An 18,893-nucleotide genomic window follows, 5' to 3' on the forward strand; every position below is an offset into this window, starting at 1 on the left:
TTATCACTACTTAGCAATATTATATGTTTCCAACGTTTTCCACACCAACCCCAGCTTATCCGCGATGTCGCCCGCCCGGACTCCCCTCATTCCAAATTCCGCGGCTGCCAGATCACCCGCCTTACCGTGCGCGTAAACACCGATAACGGCTGCATCCAACGGCTCGTGTCCACTTGCCAGCAACGCAGCAATGATTCCGGTCAACACATCTCCCGCCCCTCCTTTTGCCATTCCCGGGTTTCCTGTCATATTAAAATAACAATTACCGTCGGGAGAGGCTATCACCGTGCGCGCCCCCTTCAATACTACATACAGTTGGTGTAGACCTGCAAAGGTGCTTAATTTATTTAATCTATCAAAATCATTTTCACTTTTTCCTGCCAATCTCTCGAATTCTTTCGGGTGAGGCGTCAACACGGCTCCCCGGGGTACCAGACTCAACAATTCCGCATCGGCAGCAAGCAGATTCAAGGCATCGGCATCAATCACCATTTTCCCCCGCCATGCCTTCAGCAACCGACGCATCCCGTACCTCGTCACATCACTCGTCCCTAAACCGGGTCCGATCCCGACAGCCTGCACCCTAGACAAATCGTTCACGCCCGAGAAACAGTAGTCACTCGAGTCCACCTCCACCAATGCCTCGGGCACGGCAAAATGGATCATCTCTTTCACGAAACGAGGCACATGCACCGTCAACAATCCCGTTCCCGAACGAATGGCTCCTCTTGCCGCCAACACGGCGGCTCCCGGCATCGCGGGAGTCCCCGCTATTAATAAGGTATTCCCCAAGGTCCCTTTATGTGAAAACTTCTCCGGCATCAGCAAACGGGAGGCCACCGCATCCTCGGTCAAAAAATAACAAGAAGAATCCCGTTCCCGCAAAATACCCGGATGCAAATGAATATCCAATACCTCTACTTCCCCGACATACTTCCCGTTCTCCGGGAACATGAATGCCAGTTTAGGAAATTGAAATGTAAAAGTGTAATCAGCCTCCACGATAGCCCCGTCATTCTCCCGGTTATCTTCACCGAGTAAACCGGAAGGAATATCTATTGCCACAACTGTATTAGGCAACTCGTTCACCTTTCGAATGACATCCCCCAAAAATCCGGTCACCGGACGATTCAACCCGGCACCGAAAATCGCGTCAATAATAACACTGTTTTCATCCGGCAGAAAATCTTCCGCTTTTTCCACCTCGATACACTCTCCCCCGTTTCGTACAAAACGCTCCCTGTTCACGGCACAGTCGGGCGATAATTGCTTCCCCGGACACAAATCGAACACCTTGGTTATCAACCCTTTTTCATTCAACAACCTAGCCACGACATACCCGTCGCCGGCATTATTCCCGCTTCCCGCCAGAATGTTAAAAATATGACCACGTGAAAAAAAAATCAATAATTTTTGTGTCAATAAACTAGCCGCCCTTTCCATCAGATTTAACGACGTTATCGGCTCATTCTCAATCGTATATTCATCCAATTCCCGCAGTTCGGATGTCTTGAAAATTTTTCTATATTCGTTCTTCATAACAGAGTTCAAACGTTTTCAAGGACTAAAGATAAAAAAATAAATTATATTTGCGTGCTGTTAGCGTGAATGAAATAATTTTAATATTAATCAATACGAATCAAAAACAAAAGTTATGTTTAAAAATCATCCTAAAGGGTTGCTTACCGCGGCTCTAAGTAATATGGGAGAACGTTTCGGCTACTACATCATGAATGCCGTACTCGTGTTGTTCCTATGTTCTAAATTTGGTTTGAGTGAAGCTGCCAGTGGTACTATCTACTCTTTCTTTTACGCCGGTATATACATTTTAAGCCTTGTCGGAGGTCTTATTGCTGACCGCACGCAAAACTACAAGGGTACCATTAAGACCGGTCTTGTAATTATGGCATTAGGATACATTATCCTGTCCATTCCAATCCTCGCTACCGCGGCAAACACGACTTGGTTGTTGACGCTCACTTGCGTTGCCCTGTTCCTCATTGCCTTCGGTAACGGTTTGTTCAAAGGTAACTTGCAAGCTATCGTGGGTCAGATGTACGATAACTTCGAGGCTGACGCCGCCAAACAAGGTCCGGAAGCTCTCAAAATCGCGAAAGACAAGCGGGATTCAGGATTCCAAATCTTCTACGTGTTTATCAACGTGGGTGGTTTGATTGCCCCGTTCATCGCTCCGATTTTACGCCAATGGTGGTTGGGAACAAACGGATTCACTTACAACGCGCAACTCCCGGCACTTTGCCACGAGTATATTAACAACGCTGCCGCTATGGCACCGGAAGCTCTTGCCAACTTACAACAACTTATGGTTGCTGCCGGTGGAGCCGTTTCCGACCTGACCGCATCTTGCAGCCAATACCTGCAAATTTTCAATGAAGGTATTCACTACTCATTCATTGCATCTGTTGCAGCCATGCTTATCTCTCTTGTAATTTTCTTTATTTCACAAAAGACTTTCCCGAATCCCGCGAAAAAAGCTACAACTCAAAGCGTAGACTACACCCCGGAGGAGAAAGCTGCTATGGCTAAAGAAATTAAACAGAGAATGTACGCGTTATTTGCTGTTTTGGGTATAGTTATTTTCTTCTGGTTCTCATTCCACCAGAACGGTATGTCACTTTCATTCTTCGCCCGCGACTTCGTGGATTCCTCTGCAGTCGCTCCTGAAGTATGGCAAGCAATCAATCCCTTCTTCGTGATTGTCCTTACCCCCATTATCATGGCTATTTTCGGGGCTCTCGCAAGACGCGGTAAAGAAATTTCAACTCCCCGCAAAATCGCTATCGGTATGTTCATCGCAGGTATGGCCTTCTTGTTCCTTGCAATTTTCTCCTTGATGAAAGGTTATCCTTCAGCAGATTCATTCAAATTATTGCCTATCGCAGAGCAAATGGCAAGCAAGGCTCACTGGTGGGTTCTTATCGCCACTTACTTCTTCTTGACAGTTGCAGAGTTGTTTATCTCTCCTCTTGGATTGTCCTTCGTGTCAAAAGTTGCCCCCAAGAGCATGCTCGGTTTATGTCAAGGTCTATGGTTAGCGGCTACCGCTCTCGGTAACCTTCTGCTTTGGATTGGTCCCCTTATGTACAACGCATGGCCAATCTGGCAATGCTGGACTGTATTCTTAATCGTATGCCTTGTATCCATGGGCGTTATGCTTGGCATGGTGAAATGGCTTGAAAGAGTTACAAAATAAGCAACAACTTTATTCATATAAAAAGAGGCTGCACGATGCAGCCTCTTTTTGTATCTTTATAACCGCCGTAACTGTTACGGCGGTTACAGAATAATAATTATCATTGTTGGCTTTCCGGTTCGCATGAACAAGTGTAATCCTATTGAAGAGCCACTGTAAAACCGCAGTAAAGTTACCTTTCTTACCAATATCGCTCCGTTCGTGCATTTATGTTGCTCCATGTAAGATAGGGGCAACATAGATGCACGAACACCTCAAGCACGGTAAAAACAGTAGCTTTAGGGTTATTTCTCTTCGGCTTTGCGGTTAAAGTAAGGATAATTAAACACGATTATTGGACTAATCAAGCCACTCCCTTGTATTTAGATTGCTCTAAAGGACAGACATATTTAATAAAAGTACATTATTGCCTTACTTCCCTATGATTATTCATTCAGTTCATATCGTCATTCTCGTATAGAATTAATAGGCTTTTTCGATGCGGCATATAATAAAATTCCTTCACCTACTGTTTCAATTGAAAGTCTGCAAGAAACAATTGAGCGATTGCAAGAAGAAAACAAAAAACTAAAAATAGATTTAGCAGCATCTGAAGCAAAATTGAAAAACATTTCAATGATTATAAATGATATAAAAGAAGACTAGAAAAAAACGTGGAATACGGTGCCTTGCAAGCATTCCGTATTCCACGTTTACACAAAATCTTGGTTAATCTTCCTAGAAATGAATCTGCAACCCCACTCCCAACACTTCTTTAAACTGAACCCGCGGTCCGGCGGTTCCGTCTTTCTGCGCGATCTTCACGTCATTGTCATACAGCAAGTTGGTAGACAACGTGGTTGAAAACCATTTATTGATAGCCATATTCAACTGCACGTCCCAACGGACATCAATATTCTGCGGATCTTCCAAGTAATTAGAATACAATTCCAAACGGGAATAAATCGTCATGTTCTGCAAAAACTCGTAGTTTACTTCGGCCTTCAAGTTGGCACCGAACTCTGACAGCAAATGTTTTCCCTTGTCCACGCCGAAAGCACCTTCATCCGACAGGCGTTTGTTTGCCACGATAGTTCCCCGCCATGAAGCAGGAGTAATGGTCGCCGTAAATATCTTATTCGGACTCCACGTGGCACCGACTCCAATCACTAAATACCCGGGCGCCAAGAATTTAGATATAAAATCAGAATCCTCGATGTTATAATCATAACCCTTGGCAAACTGCGTGTTAAAGTTCAACAAGGCACTCCAGTACCACGCTTTATACATCTGATAACCGTATGTAGAAGCGAAATAGATCTTATCGTTTGTCTTCCGGGCGCTTTTCCCGTCATTCTTGGTCAAACCGTATCCCAATTCCAAACGATTTTGCCATAATTGACGCTCACGTTTAAAATCGGCACTGTACGTTATCTGGCTATCAAATGCCATCGCGGACTCACCTCCGGCAGACCAACTACTCAAGCTAACCTGTGTCAATTTCAACCCGAAATATCCCGCTTTAGTCCAAGCCGTATCTCTTACCGGCTGCGCATCTAATTGCCCCCATCCCAACAAAAAGAAGGCAATGCATAAAAATCCTCTCATCATATTCTTTTTAAATAATTCGTGATATAATTCTACAAAGTAACTTTATCACATGAAACGTGAAACAATGAAAATTTGTTACACGTTAAGTTCATAAACTCAAACTTTAGCACAAAATTCGGATATCTTCACGATCAATTTAACCGCATTCTCCATGGACGACACGGGAATATACTCGTAACGCCCGTGAGAATTATGTGCCCCGTTAGACAAATTCGGGGTGGGCAATCCCATGAAAGACAATTTCGAGCCGTTAGTACCTCCCCGGATAGGCACAAACAAAGGTTTGATGCCTAACTCCACCATGGCTTGTTTGGCGATATCCACGATGTACCGTACAGGTTCAAGTCGTTCTTTCATGTTCGCGTACTGATCCTTCATATCCAACAATACCGGCAAATCGTATTTTCTGGTAAACTCCCGAACACCGTTCTCGATTACCCCTTTGCGCCACTCGAAAGTTTCTCTATCAAAATCACGAATCAATATTTCAAGTACCGTTTCTTCCACGGTTCCTTTTATGGAATAAATATGGAAAAAGCCTTCGTAACCGGAAGTATACTCGGGAGCCTCCTTTTTCGGCAGACTTGCCATGAACTCGTTGGCTACCTTGATAGAATTAACCATCTTGTTTTTAGCGTAACCGGGGTGGAAATTCCTTCCCTTGAACGTCAAGCGAGCCAAAGCCGCATTAAAATTCTCGTATTCCAATTCTCCGATCTCACCCCCATCCAAGGTATAAGCGAACTTAGCCCCGAATTTCTTCAAATCAAAATGGTCTACTCCTTCTCCAATCTCCTCGTCCGGGGTAAAGCAAACGGCAATTCTCCCGTGTTTGATTTCCGGATGCTGAATCAAATACTCCATTGCCGTCAAAATCTCGGCAATACCCGCTTTATCATCCGCACCCAAAAGGGTATTCCCGTCCGTCACGATCAAATCCGTCCCCACGTAATTCTTCAACTCAGGGAAATCATCCGGTGACAAAGTAAACCCTTTTTCTTTATTTAAAAGAACATCTGTACCCTTGTAGTTCTCGATTATCTGTGGTTTCACGTGTTTACCCGTCATATCCGGGCTAGTATCCATGTGGGCGATAAACCCGATAGATGAACACTCCTTGTCCGTGTTCCCCGGCACAAATCCCATCACATACCCGTAATCATCTACTGACACGTCCTGCATACCCATTGCTTGCATCTCCTCTGAAAGGAGATAAGCAAATTCCAATTGTCCCGGTGTGCTCGGAACCAACCCGGTTTCCCGATCCGATTCCGTGTGTATCTTCGCATACCTGAGAAAACGCTCAACTACTGGCAACATAAAACAATTTTAAATTTTAGACTTTAAATTTTAAGTTTTAAATTATCCAATTTCGACTCAGACTGCCATTGCAATCTAAAATCTACAATTTAAAATTTAAAATTAATAAGCTCTCGCTATCAACACCCTCCTGTGCGACGGCTTCCCTGTCACCATGCACTTGCCTTCTTCCTCGGGAGCATCAAACGGGATACAACGAATCGTGGCTTTCGTCTCGTTCTTGATCTTCTCCTCCGTTTCCGGGGTTCCGTCCCAATGACACAAGAAGAACCCGCCTTTCGTGTCAATCAACGTTTTGAACTCCTCGTAAGAATCCACTTTCGTGATCCAATTGTTACGCCGATCCAGTGCCAATTTGTATATATTCTCCTGAATCTCGTCCAATAACTTCTCGATATGTAATTCAATACCTTCCAAGGGTAACGTTTCCTTGGTCAAAGTATCGCGGCGAGCCACTTCAATCGTTCCGTTTTCCAGATCACGCTCTCCCATGGCCAAACGCACGGGAACACCTTTCAACTCGTAGTCGGCAAATTTCCAACCCGGTTTTTGCGTGTCCCGATCATCGAACTTAACCGTGATTCCGGCTTTCTTCAGTTTCTCGATTAAACCGCTAACCGTTTGACGGATTTTCTCCAATCCCTCCATGCTCTTGTAAATCGGAACTATCGCCACTTGAAGCGGAGCCAGTTTTGGCGGCAACACCAAACCGTTGTCATCGGAATGAGCCATAATCAACGCTCCCATCAAACGGGTAGAAACTCCCCAAGATGTGGCCCACACGTACTCTTGTTTCCCCTCTTTCGTGGTAAATTGCACGTCAAAAGCCTTGGCAAAATTCTGTCCCAAGAAATGAGAAGTACCCGATTGCAGAGCCTTCCCGTCCTGCATCATGGCCTCGATCGTCAGTGTATCCAAAGCCCCGGCGAAACGCTCCGTTTCACTCTTGTGTCCCATGATAACGGGCATTGCCATCCATTTCTCGGCAAACTCGGCATACACGCGTACCATCTTATGAGCCTCCTCGACAGCTTCTTCTTTCGTGGCGTGAGCCGTGTGGCCTTCTTGCCACAAGAACTCGGCAGTACGCAGGAACATACGCGTACGCATCTCCCAGCGCATCACGTTAGCCCATTGGTTACACAAGATCGGAAGATCCCTGTATGACTGAATCCAATTCTTGTAAGTATTCCAGATAATCGTCTCGGAAGTCGGACGAATAATATATTCTTCTTCCAACTTGGCAGCCGGGTCAACAACTACCCCGCCCCCGTTGGGATCATTTTTCAATCGATAATGAGTTACAACCGCACACTCCTTGGCAAATCCCTCCACGTGGTCAGCTTCCTTGGAAAAGAAAGATTTGGGAATCAACAACGGGAAATAAGCATTGCTATGCCCGGTGTCTTTAAACATCTGGTCCAACTGACGTTGTATCTTCTCCCATATGGCATAACCGTAAGGTTTTATCACCATACATCCTCTTACTGCTGAATTCTCTGCTAATCCGGCTTTCACGACCAGATCATTGTACCATTGTGAATAATTCTCTTCTCTTGAAGTTAAAAACTTAGCCATCTCATTATTTTTTGATAAAACAAGCGCAAATTTACAACAAAAACTAGGATTTCCGATTTTTATTTTCTATTTTTATCATGATAATAGGCATTTTGCTCGCATAAAAGGCAAAATGCAACCGACAGATTGACAAGTTTATGACTTGTTAGCATGAAAGTAGGAGAAATAAACATAGCGTGGTACGCAATTTGTTATATATAGAATAAACCAAGACACTCAAAAATTGTCATACAAGAAAGGAAATAAATTTACAGCCATGAAGATAGCGTTATACATTTCAGCATTAGCAGTCATTTTCGGTGCCTGCTCTTCCTCGCAAAATTTCACACGAGCGCAGGAAGACGATATCTACTATGTTCCCGGGCAACGTTCTCTTTTCGCGCAGGAAATCAAGAAGAAAACGGGCGTGGACATCGTAGCGGACAAGAACTCATCTTCCAGAGAGAATACAGCAAACGATAAAGTCTATCCTAAAGAACAAGACAACAGCGTGAATCCTAAATCTCACGCCATAGGAATGGCACGTTACGCTACTGAAAAACAAGTACAGAAAGAAGAAGAAAGAACGGGACAACCCGTGACAAGAATTGAAGTTTCGGAAGGCGACGGGTATTGGCTCGGGGGCTTCAGAGGCTCCGATAACGACTTGGAAGAATGCGTGCGCATCATGAACCGTTACCCGGAAGGCTTTGCTTATTTCGGCAACGGGTATGAAATCGCCCAAAACCTGTCATTCAGCTCCGACTGGAACGTTTTCACGTTAAACGGTCGTTACTGGTGGTTCCCCAGCAACTCGAATATTTCATTATATAACGAAATGATCTTCGGTAATTACCCGAAATACATCTGGACTGTAGCATGGAACGATCCCCGTTTCGACAGTTTCGCGTGGAGCAACCGTGTAGCATTCGGTTGGGATCGTTGGGGATGGAGAGGTTCTTTCGGATGGGGTAACTCGTGGGGATGGGATCCTTATTGGAATAACTACGGGTATTATCACGGATATTACGACCCTTGGGGTTGGAATTCATGGGGCCCAAATTACGGTTACTACCCGGGATGGGGTTATCCGCACTGGGGACATCGCCCGGGATGGGGACACCACGGACCGAACTGGGGACATCATCGTCCGGGTTGGGGTGGTGCAGTGGAAAGACCAACGGCTTCAACAACCCGTTATGCTCCTAAAAAACAGTACACGACAAATCGTAACGCCCGGTCGTACAGCACGTACTCCCGCTCTTCGAGAAGTTCCGGCACAACCAGAAGCAGTAGCTTCGACCGCGGTAATTCAGGCTCAACCTACAATCCGTCATATAGTTCCGGAAGTTATTCCAGAGGCAATAGCAGCGGCGGATCATATGGTAGCAGTTCCAGTTCCCGCTCAAGCGGTGGCGGTAGCGGACCAGTTGAACGTACAAACACGGGCAGCAGAAGATAATGTCTAAATTAATACTTTTGGATATGAAAATATTATATATACTCCCGGTTCTATTCCTCTTCACATTATCAGCTTCAGCACAAAACGAGGAAGATGCGCTTAGATTCTCCAGAATAGTCCCATTCGGTTCCGCAAGGGTTACTGCAATGGGTGGAGCTTTCACAGCACTGGGTGGTGATTTAACAACTTTATCAATGAATCCCGCCGGTATAGGGGTGTTCCGTAAATCCGAGTTTAGCTTTACTCCGATGATGGATTTCGCCCATGCCAAAACAAAAGGAATTGATAACGAAAAAAACATGTTTATCATGAGTAATGCCGGATTGGTATTATCCTTTAGTCCTAATAATAGAATATTAAAGAATTTCAATGTCGGTTTCAACTACTCGACCTTGAATAACTTCAACAGGAATATTTTCCAAGGATATTACGAAACAGACGGTAATTCATCCTTAGCAAACGTGTGGAAAGAAGAAGCAGACGGAAAATCGCCTCAACAGTTGAACGATTTCACTACAGGATTAGCTTATGACGCTTATATGCTTTATTTAAGCAAAGAAGCTATCGAAAACAAGGATTATAATTACGAGAATCCCATTCGGGAAACAGATCGACTGCAGCACTATAAATACACGAGGGAACGAGGATTCCAAGGTGAATATGCCATATCGCTCGGTGGTAATCTCAGTGATAAATTCTATTTCGGGGCAACGCTCGGAATTCAATCCCTGCACTATAAATCATATTCAGTTTATACAGAAGAGATAATTGGAAAAGACATAACAAATAAACTGGAAAAATTCAGTATGTATCAAGATTTCACATCAAGCGGTACTGGATTAAATTTCAAAGCAGGATTTATATTCCGTCCGATTCCGGCTATTCGTATCGGTGCGGCAATTCACACCCCGACATACTATAATTTAGATGCATTTGCGCAAAATAATGTATCGGCTAAATTCTCTGAACTACCAGTAGAAGATGCAGAACCAAAGCCCGGCTTTGAATATGGATGGACTGCCTATACAGATTATTCATACAAACTGAAAACCCCATGGCGGGTAATGGCAGGCGTAGCTATCGTTCTCGGGCAACGGGCAATCATTAGTGGTGATTACGAGTACGTGGACTACACGGCAGCAAAATTCACAAATGATGATGCAAAAAATGAATACTTAGAAACCAACAACGCAATCAAAGACATCTACAAAGCCACCCATAATTTTAGAGCAGGTGCCGAGTTTAGACTCAACAGCGTTTTCTGCCTCCGTGGCGGATACGCTCTTTCGGCTTCTCCTTATAAAAAGGGTGAAATGAATGAAGATAATGACATTCAGATATATTCAGGCGGTTTAGGGGTAAATCTCGGTTCATTCTATGCCGATGCCTCTTACATGCACAAGAAGTCTGACATCAACGGGTTGTTCTATTACTATGAAGCACCTTCCGGTGTAATCGAATCCCCGGAATTCAACACGAAATTCAAAAACAACGAATTCAGACTTACGTTAGGTTTCCGGTTCTAAATAAAGAGTTGTAATATAAAAAGAATGCCGTCGCAAAGATTGTGACGGCATTCTTTTCATATTGTCAGTTCCTAGAACTTCCATCCGGCAGACAACTGGAATACACGGTTTTGGTTATTACCGTAAGTTTTATCCTTTTCAACCACGTTAGTCAATCCCAAATTGTAACGAGCCGATAAAACCAATCCCATATCGAAATCATAGGACAATCCCATTCCAAAACTCAAATCTACCGTATTCAAATGTTTTATAGTGGATTTCGTTTCAGTTCCTCCATGCTTTGTTTTATGCTTTCCATTCAAGGCAAATCCCAATTGCGGACCAAGATCAACACTCAAACCTTCCCACACGTAGAACTTCGCCAAAACGGGAATATTCAAATAATTCACCCTCATCCAATATTTAGTACCTCCCTCTTTCCCTTTATCACCTTGCCGAGAATAGATCAACTCGGTTTGCAAACCAAATAAATCATTGAACTTGAATTCGGCAAAAGCTCCCACAAGGAAACTCAATTTACTTTTATTCGGGCCATCACTTATACCAGCCACGTTGAATCCGAATTTCGGACCGAAATAAAATTCCGTACCGGTTATACCTTCGACTTTGCTCTTGAACGCAGTCTGAGCATGAACACTTCCTAACGTGACCATAGCGATCACCACTAATAAAAACTTTTTCATTCCATCAAATTTTAGATTATTCAATTACAATAGCTCACAATGTATTAACACTACGTAACAACTCTATCAAAAAACAGACCAAAACAACATTTATTTTATAATATTGTTATAAGTCCCATCCTGTAAAGTCTTTACAGCCGCGTTCAACACTTTGTTCTGCTCGTTGGAAATCTTGTACAACTCTGCCATCCCCCACAAATCCCGGGCAATCAAGGATTTAACGAATAATTTGATTTCCGGAATAACCGGAGTCAACAGTTTCTCGTCCTTTTTCACCCCCTGTTTCTCCCCTTTCTGCACAATCTCGTTCACCATAGCGTCGGTCACTTGAAAATCCTTCTTGAACATCTCGAACTTCGGGTATTTTTTCTTCAAAGCATCCCGGTTCTTATCCACGTAATTCAAAGTAAATTCACCGATAACACCCTTCGCTAACAAACGATTGAAATAACTGTAATTCACGTTCGTATCAATCGGCACGAACACGTCGGGAATAATACCACCCCCGCCATAAACCAAACGATGCTCCTTCTTCGTGTAGTATTTCGTGGAATCCGTCAACGCGATACTGTCGGCATTCAGCAACTCCCCGTTAGCGTAACGTTCATACAATTCTATCTGGTAATCTTTTCCCTTGTACGGTTTTTGGATACACCGTCCGGACGGTGTAAAATAATGGGATATCGTAAGGCGAATAGCAGACTTATCTGCCAAAGGGTATTGACGTTGCACCAATCCTTTACCGAAAGAACGGCGTCCGACGATTAACCCGCGGTCCCAGTCCTGCACGGCACCTGCCAATATTTCACTGGCAGAAGCGGAGTTCCCGTCAAGAAGCACGACAACCCGACCATCTTGGAATAATCCAGCGGGAGTAGAAAACTCTTCAGCCCTGCCATAAGCGGGACTATCCGTGTACACAATCATCTTTCGCCCGTCCAACAAGTGGTCGGCAAGACCGATAGCTGCCCCCATGTAACCGCCGCCGTTACCTTGCAAATCTATAATCAAATCTTTCATCCCTTCTGCCTGCAATTGCTTCACGGCCTTTTCAAACTCCTCGACAGTCGTGGCAGCGAAACGGGCAATCTTGATATACCCGATATTCTTGTCAATCATGTACGCGGCATCAACACTGTAAATCGGAATCATGTCCCGCACGATATTGAAATCAATCCATTCATTCCCTCTCTTCACCTTAACTTTCACCACGGTTCCCTTCTCCCCTTTCAAACGCTTCCTCACGTCCGTGTTACTGATACCGATTCCGGCTATATTCTCCCCGTCAACCTCCGTAATCCGGTCACCGGCGAGCAACCCGACCTTTTCGGAAGGACCTCCCGCAACCACGTCAACCACGGTCAACGTATCATGAAGCACGTTAAACTGTATCCCTATACCGAAAAAACCTCCTTCCAAGGGTTCGTTCGCCTCTTCCAACTCCTCCCGGGGTATATACACGGAATGAGGGTCAAGGTCAGCCAACACTTTCACGATAGCATCCTCCGTGACCTTTTTCAAATTAACCGTATCCACGTAATATCCGGCTATCAATTGCATTAATTGTTGATACTTGATAGATTGTTCCCGCACGGCTTGCATATCCCGTTGTGCCGAAACACTTTGCCAACTCAAACAAGCGATTAACAGAGCAACCGCTGATAGTAAAACTCTTTTCATATAATATATATTTAGTATTCTCTCTTTTCTACGAGTAACATTTGCAAATGTAACACCCCGAAAGTATTAATTCTATTAACAGAGTCTTAAATTAATTATTTTTCCAACTCTATCAATTCCAGATTCTCAATCCGCTCCCCGTTAATTTCAAAGCGCACGGCTGTTCGCACGGTATGGAAACCGAATTTCCCCGCCGCACCCGGATTGATATGCAAACAATCCAATAATTGATCGTATTTCACTTTCGCAATATGCGAATGACCGCAAACAAATAATTTAGGTCGTTCCCGTCGTAAAACATCCGCCGCCTTCTTGTCATAATGACCGGGATATCCCCCGATATGAGTCATCATCACCTTCACCCCCTCGCATTGGAAAACCTCCGTCCCCGGAAACATTCTACGCGACAATTCCCCGTCAATATTCCCGTACACGGCACGCAACTTAAACCGTTTCGCTAAAGCATCCGCCACCGCCACATCCCCGATATCCCCACAATGCCACACTTCATCACACGCTTTAAAAAACTCCACAATCTTCGGGTCTAACCACCCGTGGGTATCTGATAATAAACCGACTTTCATATTTTAGATTTATGATTTTAGATTTATGATTTATAACTTTAGATTTATGATTCCAACGGCACTTGCCAAGGCTTTTTTTACCGTAAATCGCAAATCATAAATCACAAATTAATTTAATTGTCAATTGTCACAACACTCCCCCGTTCCGTCGTGTTCTCCACGAACACGCATACCGGTAATTCCTGCTGCATCTCTTCTACGTGAGAAATCAGACCGACCACCCGGTTCTCTTCCCGCAACGATTTGAGCGTTTCAAAAACGACACGCAAAGACTCTTTATCAAGAGAACCGAATCCCTCGTCCAAGAAAAAGAAATTCTGGTCACTCCCCGTCAAATGCCGGATATTATCGGTCAACGCCAACGCTAACGAAAGAGAAGCCTGAAATATCTGTCCCCCGGAAAGCGTGCGGGCACTACGGGTTCGCCCCTCGTTCATGTAATCCCGAATCACGAAATCATTATCCTCGTCCAACTCCAACTTCAAACGCTGGCGAGTCATCCGGTAGAAACGCTCGTTCGCCGCATTACACAAATTCTGCAAATAAATCGACGACACGAATTTCACGAAATCATTCCCGCGGAACAAACTTTTCAATACCTGCAAATTCCTAAGCCGAGCATCCAGAACATCCAACTCTTTCCCAATCTTCACCCGTGCAGCGGCACGGTTTTCCATATCTTTGACTTGATTTGCCAACGCGCCATGTTCCGCCAACACTTCCCTCTCCCGTAGCCGGTACTCTTCCAGTTGACGCACCAATGCCTCATGCTCCTCCGCCCGGTACTCCACCCCGGCAAGCAACTTCTCCAATTCCAATTTCCTTACCCGCACGACGTGCAATTGTTGATTAAATTGATTTATCCTACTTCGGCTGGCAGGTAAATCCAGTTTCTTGTCCAGCGTTCCACGCACCGCCGCTATATCTTCATAAACACTCTCCCTTAACAACGCGCTCAATTTCTCTTCTCCACTCTTCTTTTCCTCTCGGAGCAACACGATTTCTTTCTCTTTTTCCTCCGCGCCGCCTTCCCACTTTCGATACTCGTTCTCCATAAGCTGCAATCGCTCGGTAGCCTCCCGGTAATCTTTTCCCAGTTTTTCAAAAACAGTAAGACACTTCTCTTTCTCCCCCTTCAAACTCTCCAGACCGGTTTCCATGTACACGGTCACGTCAAAGCCATTCAACTGTTCCCGCAACAACTCCATCTGCGTTTCACGCTGCACCACTTCCCGGTCAATCTCCTCCAACCGTTTACTGTATTTTTCCAAATGACCTCTCTTCAATTCAATCTCCGACTCCGTCTGCTTCACCTCCGCCTCCAACTGTTTCCGTTCATTCCCTAAAGACGCCGCCCTGTCGATCTCTTCCTTAAGATGTCGCACGTCATCCGGGGCGAAACCCTCCCATACAAAACGGGACAAATGCTCCTGCAATTTATGTTGTATTTCTTCTTGCTTTATCTTCGCCTGTACCTGTCTGTTCAAATTCAAGCGCTTTCGTTCACCCGCAATGGCTAAAACGGAACTCCTCCGGTTCAATTCCTCCCGCTCGCGTTCCAACGCCTTGATTCTCTCCGCAGTCAAACGCATCACGCCCTCCATCTCCTCCGCGTGCAAAGGTGCGGGATGTGACAACGCACCACACAACGGGCAAGGTTCCCCCTCGCTCAATTCTTTGGCAAAATCGACTAAACGCTGACGAGTATTCAGATGCATCAATTCATCCCGACAACCCTTTAATTCCCGCTCTATCTGTTGGCTCCTTTTTTCAGATACTTCCAACAACTCTTCTGACGTATCGCTTTCCGCATCAGCGAAGAAGGAATATTTTTGCTTATGGGACAGAACAACTTCCTTATCTTTCAACAGCTCATTTTCAACCTGCTTCAACTCCTCCCGCACCCGTGTTTCTTCTTCCCGCGAATGATGATACTGGCTATACCACTCCCGAATGTCAGACAATAACTTCATATCCGGGATAGACTGCACCAATTTCTCCAGTCTATCTTTCCGCTCCGCCAATTGACGTTTCAAAACCTCGACTTCCTCTCGTGTGGTAGCCACCATAGCCTCCCCTTTGGCATGCCGTTCCCGTAAATCCTTCTGTTCCACCGTCAAACTTCGCAAGCGAATCACCCCTTCCAACCGCTCCACCCGCACTTTCAACTGATCCCGCTCCTCGTATCTCAACTTCAATTCATTATATTGTTCTTTAAAACAAGTCAACTCCTGTTGTTTGCCAACCAACCGTTCCCGATACCCGGACAAAGCTTTTTCAGATTCCGCCAAACGGCGGAAACTATCTTCCCAGCGATTGATCGGTTGTTGAAAATATTGCAAACAATACTCGTACTTCTCGACCTGTTTCAATAATTCGGCGATACTCTCTTTTTGTCCCAACAAACCTTTTTCCTCCTCTTCCCGAACACCCCGTTCCTCCACCAGCTGTTTCACTTTTTTCAATTGATTTTCCCGTTCCGTCCCCTCTTGCAACGCCTTTTTCAATCGTTCCGCATCTTCCCGCAATCCCACCAATCGTTTCTTGCTCTCTGCCAATGCATCCTCGCTAACCTCTCCCAATCCGGTCAACTGTCCTTTCAGATCAATCATTTTCTTGTTGGTTTCCCCCTCCAGATAAGCCACCTTACCGCCCAAATCATAACGGCGCAACTCCCCGAAAAGCTCCATCATCATCTCCGTGCGCTCCTTATCCCGAAGCATAAGAAAATCTTGAAACTTACCTTGAGGAATAATCACAACCCGCTTGAAATTTTGCGCATTAAGCCCTATCGCCGCGATAACATCTTCCCGGGTACACGGCATCCATTCCCCGTCCTTCCACGCGTGATATAAAAATTTCGGAACAGAGATATCGGTAAACCTTTTCTTGTTCCGCTTACTCTCGACCGTGGCTCTAAAATCCCGTCCCTGTTCGCCCGCCTTGAATTCAAAATCTACGAACAAGCGATCGGACTGAAGATTCATCAAATTATACTTCACCTCGTTGTTCAACCGATCGATCACCCCGTAAATCACGTAAATCATCGCCTCCAAAATCGTCGATTTCCCACTTCCCACCGGACCGAAAATACCGAACAACTTAGCCTCCGTCAGCCGATTGAATTCTATCGTCTGCGCTTCTCTATACGAATATATACCTTCTAATGTCAATCTAACCGGAACCATAATATAATTGAAAATTAAGAATTGAAAATTGAAAATGAGAACTCTTGATTTCGATTTGATAGCTTTTTATAATTTTCCATTTTCAACTTTCAATTTTCAATTGATAAAGTTTCTTTAAACAACGCCATAATCTCGTCATTCGGTTCCTGCCCTTTACGACGACGAAAATACTCGGCGAAAAGAGCGTTCACGTCAGAACGCAAATCATGTATCGACGCCACCCGTTCATCGGAAACCGACGCTTCTTTCACCTCCGGAATCAAACACACGATACCGTCATGCGCCTCGTGTATCGACTTCGTTTCAGCGGCAGTCAGGTAAGTATCGGTCGCTACCGTCAATTCCACCCACGCCTCGGGATGCCCCGCCAACCAAGCCACAGCCTGCTCCACCCCCTCGAAACGCACCCGCACCAACGGACGCCCGCTTGTCAAACGCCGCTTCTCGAAACGCACCTCTTGTCCCGGCTCCGCCTCCACGATCGTGACATATTTATTCTGCTCCGCCTCGCTAAAACTATATCCCAGAGGACTACCGCTGTACACCGCCGGACAAGGCACCGTGTCCACCACTTGCCAGCGATGCAAATGCCCCAACGCCGCATATTGTATCCCGTCGGGTATCAATGACGTGTACACCGCATCCGCCCCGCCGATATTAATCGGACGTTCATCCTCGGGTTCCTCCGGCATATCTCCCCCTTCCCGTGCCACGTAAAGATGCGTCACCAACAAATTCACTCCCGCGTTATCACAATACTTTGCGGCTAACACACCCCAATGCTCCCGAAGCACGGCACGCAATCCCTCCTCCTGCTCCTCGACTCCAAGAAATCGACACAAGCGTAGACTATTGGCATAAGGGGTATGCATCACCCGCAAAGGATACTCGTATCCCGGCAACCGAAATTCGGAAATTCCCTTTTCCGAACGCGATAACTCAATCCCCCCGTCCGTCACCGTGGAATTAAAATGAACCTTCGGGCTACCCACGAAAAAGATTCCATGCTGACGAGCCAACACGTCGGGCGAATCCACCCGATCGGGCGAATCATGATTTCCCGCGATAGCCACCACCAACCGCTTGCCACCGTTCGCCAAACGATGCAACGCGCGATACAACAATTCTATCGCCTCCACCGACGGATTAAACGTATCGAACAAATCCCCGGCAACAACAACAACATCCACGTTCTCCTCTTCCGTGATTCGCACAATTTCATCCATTACTTCTACCTGCTCCTGTATCCTTTCCCGCTCGTTCAAGCGTTTTCCCAAATGCCAGTCCGAAGTATGTAATATTTTCATTTTACAAATCCTTTCAACATCTTGATTTCCTCCGGCCATAACGATTCATCCGGTGTTTCCAGAATCAAAGGAATCCCGTCAAACCGCCCGTCTTGCATGATCCATTTGAACGGCTCGATACCTAACGTTCCCTTACCCAAACTATCGTGACGATCGACACGGGAACCCAACTCTTTCTTGGCATCGTTCAAGTGCATTCCCCGCAAATATTTAAACCCGATCACGTTATCGAAATGCTCGAATGTTTCCGTGAAACCGGAAGAAGTTGCCAAATCATACCCCGCCGCGAACGAGTGACAAGTATCAATACAAACCCCGACACGGGTTTTATCTTCCACCTTATCGATGATATAGGCAATCTGCTCGAACTTGTAGCCCAAGTTAGAACCTTGTCCTGCCGTATTCTCGATCACGGCAGTAACCCCGCGCGTCCGTTCCAATGCCATATTAATCGACTCCGCTATCAAGGTCAAGCAAGCCTCATCGCTAATCTCCTTCAACGTGCTTCCCGGGTGAAAATTCAACCTGTCCAAACCCAACTCCTCGCAACGCTTCATTTCATCGAAAAATGCCTCTCTGGACTTCTCCAAACTCACGGCTTCCGGATGCCCGAGATTAATCAAGTAACTGTCGTGCGGCAATATCTGTTTAGCCGTGTAACCATACTGCTCGCAACGTTCCCGAAACAGCCTTATACTATCTGCCGACAGGGGGGCAGCCTTCCATTGTCTTTGATTTTTCGTGAACAGGGCAAAAGCCGTTGCCCCAATCTCGTGCGCGTT

At 45.5% G+C, this 18,893-nt stretch carries 13 protein-coding genes; 3 read left to right on the top strand and 10 right to left on the bottom strand.

The window, feature by feature from the left end:
* Positions 1-6: 6 nt before the first annotated feature.
* Positions 7-1,539, bottom strand: a complete 1,533-nt coding sequence (locus Q5866_RS08460) for an NAD(P)H-hydrate dehydratase (RefSeq protein WP_303179829.1) — start codon at positions 1,537-1,539, stop codon at positions 7-9.
* A 115-nt stretch (positions 1,540-1,654) separates the two neighbouring features.
* On the opposite strand from Q5866_RS08460, the gene Q5866_RS08465 reads away from it, so the two are divergent.
* A complete protein-coding gene (locus Q5866_RS08465) occupies positions 1,655-3,214 on the top strand; it encodes a peptide MFS transporter (RefSeq protein ID WP_303179830.1) in 1,560 nt (519 codons plus the stop codon).
* 717 nt (positions 3,215-3,931) lie between these two features.
* Here Q5866_RS08465 and Q5866_RS08470 read toward each other — a convergent pair.
* From Q5866_RS08470 to proS, 3 genes are all read right to left on the bottom strand, one after another.
* On the bottom strand, positions 3,932-4,804 hold the full coding sequence (locus Q5866_RS08470) for a DUF3078 domain-containing protein (RefSeq protein ID WP_303179831.1): 873 nt from the start codon (positions 4,802-4,804) through the stop codon (positions 3,932-3,934).
* Positions 4,805-4,900: 96 nt separating this feature from the next.
* Positions 4,901-6,124: a peptidase T gene (pepT, locus tag Q5866_RS08475; protein WP_186975656.1), complete on the bottom strand. Its 1,224-nt coding sequence runs from the start codon at positions 6,122-6,124 to the stop codon at positions 4,901-4,903.
* 102 nt (positions 6,125-6,226) lie between these two features.
* The gene (gene proS, locus Q5866_RS08480; RefSeq protein WP_227214873.1) at positions 6,227-7,702 is read right to left on the bottom strand and encodes a proline--tRNA ligase; all 1,476 of its coding nucleotides are present in this window, start codon (positions 7,700-7,702) and stop codon (positions 6,227-6,229) included.
* A 256-nt stretch (positions 7,703-7,958) separates the two neighbouring features.
* Between proS and Q5866_RS08485 the strand changes: the two genes are divergently transcribed.
* Both Q5866_RS08485 and Q5866_RS08490 read left to right on the top strand, forming a co-directional pair.
* Positions 7,959-9,143, top strand: a complete 1,185-nt coding sequence (locus Q5866_RS08485; RefSeq protein WP_303179832.1) for a hypothetical protein — start codon at positions 7,959-7,961, stop codon at positions 9,141-9,143.
* A 23-nt stretch (positions 9,144-9,166) separates the two neighbouring features.
* A complete protein-coding gene (locus Q5866_RS08490) occupies positions 9,167-10,669 on the top strand; it encodes an OmpP1/FadL family transporter (protein WP_303179833.1) in 1,503 nt (500 codons plus the stop codon).
* A 71-nt stretch (positions 10,670-10,740) separates the two neighbouring features.
* Here Q5866_RS08490 and Q5866_RS08495 read toward each other — a convergent pair whose 3' ends face one another.
* The 6 genes from Q5866_RS08495 to nfo all read right to left on the bottom strand — a co-directional run.
* Positions 10,741-11,352 (bottom strand): porin family protein, encoded by a 612-nt coding sequence (locus tag Q5866_RS08495; protein WP_099292716.1) that lies wholly within the window; start codon positions 11,350-11,352, stop codon positions 10,741-10,743.
* 90 nt (positions 11,353-11,442) lie between these two features.
* The gene (locus Q5866_RS08500; RefSeq protein WP_303179834.1) at positions 11,443-13,032 is read right to left on the bottom strand and encodes a S41 family peptidase; all 1,590 of its coding nucleotides are present in this window, start codon (positions 13,030-13,032) and stop codon (positions 11,443-11,445) included.
* A gap of 95 nt (positions 13,033-13,127) precedes the next feature.
* On the bottom strand, positions 13,128-13,616 hold the full coding sequence (locus tag Q5866_RS08505; protein WP_303179835.1) for a metallophosphoesterase: 489 nt from the start codon (positions 13,614-13,616) through the stop codon (positions 13,128-13,130).
* A 113-nt stretch (positions 13,617-13,729) separates the two neighbouring features.
* The gene (locus Q5866_RS08510; RefSeq protein WP_303179836.1) at positions 13,730-16,804 is read right to left on the bottom strand and encodes an SMC family ATPase; all 3,075 of its coding nucleotides are present in this window, start codon (positions 16,802-16,804) and stop codon (positions 13,730-13,732) included.
* A gap of 89 nt (positions 16,805-16,893) precedes the next feature.
* Entirely contained in the window at positions 16,894-18,111 is a 1,218-nt protein-coding gene (locus Q5866_RS08515) for an exonuclease subunit SbcD (protein ID WP_303179837.1), read from the bottom strand.
* A partial coding sequence (gene nfo / locus Q5866_RS08520) for a deoxyribonuclease IV (protein ID WP_303179838.1) occupies positions 18,108-18,893 on the bottom strand: 786 nt, incomplete at its 5' end. The genes Q5866_RS08515 and nfo, both read right to left, overlap by 4 nt.

The organism is uncultured Butyricimonas sp. (assembly GCF_959596855.1).
In the GTDB taxonomy this organism is placed as follows: domain Bacteria; phylum Bacteroidota; class Bacteroidia; order Bacteroidales; family Marinifilaceae; genus Butyricimonas; species Butyricimonas muris.

Coding starts and splice junctions, on each gene's coding strand:
- pepT (WP_186975656.1), bottom strand. CDS start 6,124: ATGTTGCCAGTAGTTGAGCGTTTTCTCAGGTATGCGAAGATACACACG.
- Q5866_RS08460 (WP_303179829.1), bottom strand. CDS start 1,539: ATGAAGAACGAATATAGAAAAATTTTCAAGACATCCGAACTGCGGGAA.
- Q5866_RS08495 (WP_099292716.1), bottom strand. CDS start 11,352: ATGAAAAAGTTTTTATTAGTGGTGATCGCTATGGTCACGTTAGGAAGT.
- Q5866_RS08510 (WP_303179836.1), bottom strand. CDS start 16,804: ATGGTTCCGGTTAGATTGACATTAGAAGGTATATATTCGTATAGAGAA.
- Q5866_RS08515 (WP_303179837.1), bottom strand. CDS start 18,111: ATGAAAATATTACATACTTCGGACTGGCATTTGGGAAAACGCTTGAAC.
- Q5866_RS08500 (WP_303179834.1), bottom strand. CDS start 13,032: ATGAAAAGAGTTTTACTATCAGCGGTTGCTCTGTTAATCGCTTGTTTG.
- Q5866_RS08485 (WP_303179832.1), top strand. CDS start 7,959: ATGAAGATAGCGTTATACATTTCAGCATTAGCAGTCATTTTCGGTGCC.
- Q5866_RS08465 (WP_303179830.1), top strand. CDS start 1,655: ATGTTTAAAAATCATCCTAAAGGGTTGCTTACCGCGGCTCTAAGTAAT.
- proS (WP_227214873.1), bottom strand. CDS start 7,702: ATGGCTAAGTTTTTAACTTCAAGAGAAGAGAATTATTCACAATGGTAC.
- Q5866_RS08470 (WP_303179831.1), bottom strand. CDS start 4,804: ATGATGAGAGGATTTTTATGCATTGCCTTCTTTTTGTTGGGATGGGGG.
- Q5866_RS08505 (WP_303179835.1), bottom strand. CDS start 13,616: ATGAAAGTCGGTTTATTATCAGATACCCACGGGTGGTTAGACCCGAAG.
- Q5866_RS08490 (WP_303179833.1), top strand. CDS start 9,167: ATGAAAATATTATATATACTCCCGGTTCTATTCCTCTTCACATTATCA.